The sequence below is a fragment of the Nocardioides sp. PD653-B2 genome (genome assembly GCF_002117935.1).
In the GTDB taxonomy this organism is placed as follows: domain Bacteria; phylum Actinomycetota; class Actinomycetes; order Propionibacteriales; family Nocardioidaceae; genus Nocardioides.
Genome location: NZ_BDJE01000011.1, coordinates 243,380 through 251,223 on the forward strand (window position 1 = coordinate 243,380; position 7,844 = coordinate 251,223).

General features: G+C 66.5%; 2 protein-coding genes. Both read left to right on the forward strand.

The features are described 5' to 3' along the window. Window positions 1-245 precede the first annotated feature (245 nt). Entirely contained in the window at window positions 246-3,752 is a 3,507-nt protein-coding gene (gene rpoB / locus PD653B2_RS06160; protein WP_085871433.1) for a DNA-directed RNA polymerase subunit beta, read from the forward strand. Between the two features lie 112 nt (window positions 3,753-3,864). Then, on the forward strand, window positions 3,865-7,740 hold the full coding sequence (locus tag PD653B2_RS06165) for a DNA-directed RNA polymerase subunit beta' (protein WP_085871434.1): 3,876 nt from the start codon (window positions 3,865-3,867) through the stop codon (window positions 7,738-7,740). The last annotated feature ends 104 nt before the right edge of the window (window positions 7,741-7,844 follow it).

Sequence of the window (7,844 nt, forward strand, 5' to 3'; positions counted from 1 at the left end):
ATCCACACCGCCCGGCGAGCGCGCTTGACCTGGGCTGTCCGGGAGTTCATGATCATCCGCAACACCCGCGGGACTCCGTCCCGTCGCCCGGACCGATCTGGTCTGGGACAGGGTTTGTGACGCACGTCCGTGTGCGGTACGCTTCTTCATTGCGTCTGCCCTCAAATGCTCTTCAGCCTGCCCGGTGGCTGATTTTGTGGTGGGTCGACAGCTGATTCGCAAGCGTTCCCGTCGAAGGACACCTCTTGGCCGCGCGCACCACCTCTGCATCCGCCAATTCCACTGGCGCCCGCCGCATCTCTTTCGCAAAGATCTCCGAACCACTCGAAGTCCCACAGCTCCTCTCTCTGCAGACCGACAGCTTTGACTGGCTGATCGGCAACGAGAAGTGGAACGCTGCCGTCGAGCGCCGTCGCGCCGAGGGGGAGGACGTCTCCAGCAAGTCTGGTCTGCAGGAGATCTTCGAGGAGATCTCGCCGATCGAGGACTTCTCCGAAACGATGTCGCTGTCGTTCGAGAACCCGGTCTTCTACGACCCGAAGTACACCGTGGACGAGTGCAAGGAGAAGGACTTCACCTACTCCGCTCCGCTCTACGTCTCCGCGGAGTTCACCAACAACGACACCGGTGAGATCAAGGGCCAGACGGTCTTCATGGGCGACTTCCCGCTCATGTCCGACAAGGGCACCTTCATCATCAACGGCACCGAGCGCGTCGTCGTCTCGCAGCTCGTCCGCTCGCCGGGCGTCTACTTCGAGCGCAGCGCCGACAAGACGTCCGACAAGGACATCTACACCGCGAAGCTGATCCCGTCGCGCGGCGCCTGGCTCGAGTTCGAGATCGACAAGCGCGACCTGGTCGGCGTCCGCCTCGACCGCAAGCGCAAGCAGAACGTCACCGTGCTGCTCAAGGCCCTCCAGGCCGTCGCCGAGGACACCGGCGAGGAGTACGACTACGACGCCACGATGGCCGAGTTCCGCGAGTACGAGTCGATCCAGCTGACCGAGGAGAAGGACCACACCCAGGGTCCCGACGAGGCGCTGCTCGACATCTACCGCAAGCTCCGCCCGGGCGAGCCGCCGACCCGCGAGGCCGCGCTGACGCTGCTGAAGAACTACTACTTCAATCCGAAGCGCTACGACCTGGCCAAGGTCGGTCGCTACAAGATCAACAAGAAGCTCGGCCTGCTGCAGCCGTTCGACAAGCAGACCCTGACGATCGCCGACGTGGTCGCCGCGATCCGCTACATCGTCGCGCTGCACGACGGCCGTGAGCAGCTCGAGGCGCCCCAGGGCGCGCTCGACATCTCGGCCGACGACATCGACCACTTCGGCAACCGCCGGATGCGCACGGTCGGCGAGCTCATCCAGAACCAGCTCCGCACGGGCCTGGCCCGGATGGAGCGCGTGGTCCGCGAGCGGATGACGACCCAGGACGTCGAGGCCATCACGCCGCAGTCCCTGATCAACATCCGTCCCGTGGTCGCGGCGCTGAAGGAGTTCTTCGGCACCTCGCAGCTCTCGCAGTTCATGGACCAGACCAACCCGATCGCGGGCCTGACGCACAAGCGTCGCCTGTCCGCCCTCGGCCCGGGTGGTCTGTCCCGCGACCGCGCCGGCATGGAGGTCCGTGACGTCCACCCGTCGCACTACGGCCGCATGTGCCCGATCGAGACCCCGGAAGGCCCGAACATCGGCCTGATCGGCTCGCTCGCGTCGTACGGACGGATCAACCCGTTCGGCTTCGTCGAGACGCCCTACCGCAAGGTCGAGAAGGGCAAGGTCACCGACCAGATCGACTACCTGACCGCCGACGACGAGGACCGCTACGTCATCGCGCAGGCCAACGCCGGGCTCGACGACAAGGGTCGCTTCTCCGAGGAGCGCGTGCTGGTCCGCCAGCGCGACGGTGAGGTCTCCGAGGTCCTGCCCGAGGACGTCGACTACATGGACGTCTCGCCGCGCCAGATGGTGTCGGTCGCGACCGCGCTGATCCCGTTCCTCGAGCACGACGACGCCAACCGCGCCCTCATGGGCGCCAACATGCAGCGCCAGGCCGTGCCGCTCATCGTGAGCGACTCGCCCTTCGTCGGCACCGGCATCGAGTACCGCGCCGCGGTCGACGCGGGTGACGTGGTCGTCGCGACCGCCGCCGGCGTCGTCAAGGAGGTGTCCGCCGAGATCATCGAGACGATGAACGACGACGGCACCTACTCGACGTACCGCCTCGCCAAGTTCAAGCGCTCCAACCAGGGCACCTGCATCAACCAGCGTCCGCTGGTGTCGGAGGGCGACCGGCTGGAGGTCGGCACGCCGATCGCCGACGGTCCGTGCACCGACCAGGCCGAGATGGCGCTGGGCACCAACCTCCTCGTGGCCTTCATGCCGTGGCAGGGCCACAACTACGAGGACGCGATCATCCTGAGCCAGCGCCTGGTCCAGGAGGACGTCCTCACCTCGATCCACATCGAGGAGCACGAGGTCGACGCCCGCGACACGAAGCTCGGTCCGGAGGAGATCACCCGGGACATCCCGAACGTCTCCGAGGAGATGCTGGCCGACCTCGACGAGCGCGGCATCATCCGCATCGGCGCCGAGGTCACCACCGGTGACGTCCTGGTCGGCAAGGTCACGCCCAAGGGCGAGACCGAGCTGACCCCCGAGGAGCGCCTGCTCCGCGCGATCTTCGGTGAGAAGGCGCGCGAGGTCCGCGACACCTCGATGAAGGTGCCGCACGGTGAGTCCGGCACGGTCATCGGCGTCCGCGTCTTCGACCGCGAGGACGGCGACGAGCTGCCCCCGGGCGTCAACCAGCTGGTGCGCGTGTACGTCGCGCAGAAGCGCAAGATCTCCGTGGGTGACAAGCTCGCCGGCCGTCACGGCAACAAGGGCGTCATCGCCAAGATCCTGCCGATCGAGGACATGCCGTTCATGGAGGACGGCACCCCGGTCGACGTGGTGCTCAACCCGCTGGGTGTCCCGCGACGGATGAACATCGGGCAGATCCTCGAGCTCCACCTCGGCTGGCTGGCCAAGCAGGGTTGGGACATCAACCTCAGCGAGGACCCGGACAGCTCGGAGTGGAAGCAGCGCCTGATCAAGATCCACGCGGACAAGGCAGAGCCGAACTCCAAGGTGGCGACGCCGGTGTTCGACGGTGCCCGCGAGGACGAGATCATCGGTCTGCTCGGCTCGACGCCGCTCAACCGCGACGGCGTGCGGATGATCGACACCACCGGCAAGGCCGACCTGTTCGACGGTCGCTCCGGTGAGCCGTTCCCCGAGCCGGTCTCGGTCGGCTACATGTACATCCTCAAGCTCCACCACCTGGTCGACGACAAGATCCACGCTCGCTCGACCGGCCCCTACTCGATGATCACGCAGCAGCCCCTGGGCGGTAAGGCCCAGTTCGGCGGCCAGCGGTTCGGCGAGATGGAGGTCTGGGCGATGGAGGCGTACGGCGCCGCCTACGCCCTGCAGGAGCTGCTGACGATCAAGTCGGACGACGTGCCCGGTCGCGTCAAGGTGTACGAAGCCATCGTCAAGGGCGAGAACATCCCCGACTCCGGCATCCCCGAGTCGTTCAAGGTGCTCGTCAAGGAGATGCAGTCGCTCTGCCTGAACGTCGAGGTGCTCAGCCAGGACGGCTCGCAGATCGAGCTCCGTGACGCGGAAGAGGACGTGTTCCGCGCCGCCGAGGAGCTCGGCATCGACCTCTCCCGTCGCGAGCCCAGCAGCGTCGAAGAAGTCTGAGGTGTCGCCGGCGGTGGTTTCGAGACGGTCGCAGAGCGACCTCCTCAACCACCGTCGGCACCCTCGGTCCACTCAGCTTTTGACTCAGAACTAACGAAGGACAACAGCCATCGTGCTTGATGTGAACTTCTTCGACCAGCTTCAGATCGGCCTGGCCACCGCGGACGACATCCGCACGTGGAGCCACGGCGAGGTCAAGAAGCCGGAGACCATCAACTACCGCACGCTCAAGCCCGAGCGTGACGGTCTCTTCTGCGAGAAGATCTTCGGTCCCACCCGGGACTGGGAGTGCTACTGCGGCAAGTACAAGCGAGTCCGCTTCAAGGGGATCATCTGCGAGCGCTGCGGCGTCGAGGTGACCCGGTCCAAGGTGCGCCGTGAGCGCATGGGCCACATCGAGCTGGCCGCGCCGGTCACGCACATCTGGTACTTCAAGGGTGTCCCGAGCCGCCTCGGCTACCTGCTCGACCTGGCGCCGAAGGACCTCGAGAAGGTCATCTACTTCGCGGCGTACATGATCACGTCCGTCGACGAGGACGCGCGTCACCGCGACCTGTCCTCGCTGGAGGGCAAGGTCGGCCTGGAGCGCGAGCGTCTCGAGAAGCGTCGCGACGTCTCCCTCGACGACCGGACCAAGAAGCTCGAGGAGGACATGGCGACCCTCGAGGCCGAGGGTGCCAAGGCCGACGCGCGCCGCAAGGTCCGTGACGGTGCCGAGCGCGAGATGAAGCAGCTGCGCGACCGTGCGCAGCGCGAGATCGACCGCCTCGACGAGGTGTGGAACACCTTCAAGTCCCTCAAGGTCCAAGACCTCATGGGCGACGAGATGCTCTACCGCGAGATGAAGAACTGGTTCGGCAAGTACTTCGAGGGCTACATGGGCGCCACCGCGATCCAGAAGCGCCTCGAGGACTTCGACATCCCGGCCGAGGTGGAGTCGCTGCGCGACACCATCGCCAACGGCAAGGGCCAGAAGAAGGTCCGCGCGCTCAAGCGCCTCAAGGTCGTCGACGCGTTCCGCAAGACCGGCAACAAGCCGCAGGGCATGGTCCTCGACGCCGTCCCGGTCATCCCGCCCGACCTGCGCCCGATGGTGCAGCTCGACGGTGGCCGCTTCGCGACCTCCGACCTGAACGACCTCTACCGCCGCGTCATCAACCGGAACAACCGCCTCAAGCGGCTGCTCGACCTCGGCGCTCCCGAGATCATCGTCAACAACGAGAAGCGGATGCTCCAGGAGGCCGTCGACTCGCTGTTCGACAACGGCCGTCGTGGCCGTCCCGTCACCGGCCCGGGCAACCGGCCGCTGAAGTCGCTGTCCGACATGCTCAAGGGCAAGCAGGGTCGTTTCCGTCAGAACCTGCTCGGCAAGCGCGTGGACTACTCGGGCCGTTCGGTCATCGTGTCGGGTCCGCAGCTGAAGCTGCACCAGTGCGGTCTGCCCAAGCAGATGGCGCTCGAGCTCTTCAAGCCGTTCGTGATGAAGCGCCTCGTCGACCTGTCGCACGCGCAGAACATCAAGTCCGCCAAGCGCATGGTCGAGCGCGCCCGCCCGGTCGTGTGGGACGTCCTCGAAGAGGTCATCACCGAGCACCCGGTCCTGCTCAACCGTGCACCCACCCTGCACCGCCTCGGCATCCAGGCCTTCGAGCCCCAGCTGATCGAGGGCAAGGCCATCCAGATCCACCCGCTCGTCTGCTCGGCGTTCAACGCCGACTTCGACGGCGACCAGATGGCGGTGCACCTGCCGCTGTCGGCCGAGGCCCAGGCCGAGGCCCGGATCCTGATGCTGTCGACCAACAACATCCTGAAGCCGTCGGACGGCCGTCCGGTGACCATGCCCACCCAGGACATGATCATCGGCCTGTTCTTCCTGACCACCGACCGGGAGAACACCCCCGGCGAGGGTCGGGCGTTCGCGTCGCAGGCTGAGGCGATCATGGCCTTCGACCGCGGCGAGATCGCGCTGCAGAGCCACGTCAAGATCCGGTTCAACGACATCGTCCCGCCGCTCGAGCTCGGTGCTGAGCCGCTCGAGGCGGGCGAGAGCATCACGCTGGAGACCACCCTGGGACGGGCGATCTTCAACGAGACCCTGCCCGCCGACTACCCGTACGTGAACTACGAGGTCGGCAAGAAGGCTCTCGGCGCGATCGTCAACGACCTGGCCGAGCGCTACACCAAGGTCGAGGTCGCTGCCTCGCTCGACGCCCTGAAGGACACCGGCTTCAAGTGGGCCACCTTCTCGGGTGTCACGGTCTCCATCGACGACGTCACGACGCCGCCGGAGAAGAAGCAGATCCTCTCTGCCTTCGAGACCCAGGCCGCGAAGGTCCAGACGCAGTTCGAGCGCGGTCTGGTCACCGACGAGGAGCGCCGCCAGGAGCTCATCGAGATCTGGACCCAGGCGGCCAACGAGGTCGGCAAGGCGATGGAGCTGACGTTCGACCGCGCCAACCCGATCTACATGATGGTCGAGTCGGGTGCCTCCGGAAACATGAACCAGATCCGGCAGGTTGCGGCCATGCGTGGTCTGGTGGCCAACCCGAAGGGCGAGATCATCCCGCGCCCGATCAAGTCCAACTTCCGTGAGGGCCTGACCGTCCTCGAGTACTTCATCGCGACCCACGGTGCCCGCAAGGGTCTGGCCGACACCGCGCTGCGTACCGCCGACTCGGGTTACCTGACCCGTCGTCTGGTGGACGTCTCGCAGGACGTCATCATCCGTGAGGACGACTGTGGCACCGAGCGCGGTCTGCCGAAGCGGATCGGTGAGCGTCGTGAGGACGGCACCGTGGTCAAGGCGGAGAACGCCGAGACCGCGGCGTACGCCCGCTCGGCGGCCACCGAGGTCACCCACCCCGACACCGGCGAGACCCTCGCCGTTGCCGGTGAGGACCTCGGCGACGTCAAGATCGGCGAGCTCGTGGCTGCTGGCATCGAGGAGGTCAAGGTCCGCTCCGTGCTGACCTGTGACGCCAAGACCGGCACCTGCGCCAAGTGCTACGGCCGTTCGCTGGCCACCGGCAAGCTCGTCGACATCGGCGAGGCCGTCGGCATCATCGCGGCCCAGTCGATCGGTGAGCCCGGCACGCAGCTGACCATGCGTACCTTCCACACCGGTGGTGTGGCCTCGGCCGACGACATCACGCAGGGTCTGCCCCGCGTGGTCGAGCTCTTCGAGGCCCGCTCGCCCAAGGGTCGCTCGCCGATCGCCGAGGCCGCCGGCCGCGTCGAGATCGAGGAGACCGACAAGGCTCGCAAGGTCCTCATCACGCCCGACGACGGATCCGAGGTCCAGGAGTACCCCGTCTCGAAGCGTTCGCGTCTGCTGGTTGCGGACGGCGAGCACATCGAGGTCGGCCAGATGCTCACCGTCGGTACCCCCGACCCGCAGGACGTCCTGCGGATCCTCGGTGTGCGCCGGGCGCAGGAGCACCTGGTGGACGAGGTCCAGGCGGTGTACCGCTCGCAGGGTGTGTCGATCCACGACAAGCACATCGAGATCATCGTGCGGCAGATGCTGCGCCGGATCACGGTGATCGAGTCCGGTGAGACCAACCTGCTCCCGTCCGACCTGGTCGACCGGGTCCGGTTCGAGGAGGAGAACCGTCGCGTGGTCTCCGAGGGCGGCAAGCCGGCCTCGGGTCGCCCGGTCCTCATGGGCATCACCAAGGCCTCGCTGGCCACCGAGTCGTGGCTCTCGGCGGCCTCCTTCCAGGAGACCACCCGAGTCCTCACCGACGCGGCGATCCACGGCCGCAGCGACTCGCTGCGCGGCCTGAAGGAGAACGTGATCATCGGCAAGCTGATCCCGGCGGGTACCGGCCTCGAGCGGTACCGCAACATCCGGGTGGAGCCCACCGAGGAGGCCCGCGCCGCGGCGTACTCCGTCACCGGTTACGACTCCTACGACTACGAGTTCGGCAACGGCAGCGGTCAGGCCGTCGCCCTGGACGACTTCGACTTCGGGTCGTACCAGAACTAGCGCGTCTCGACACCAAGTCGTACGAAGGCCCACCGCTCCAGACGGAGTGGTGGGCCTTCGGCTTTGGTGACGAGGGCAGGTCTGCTGCGGGGGTTTCGAGACAG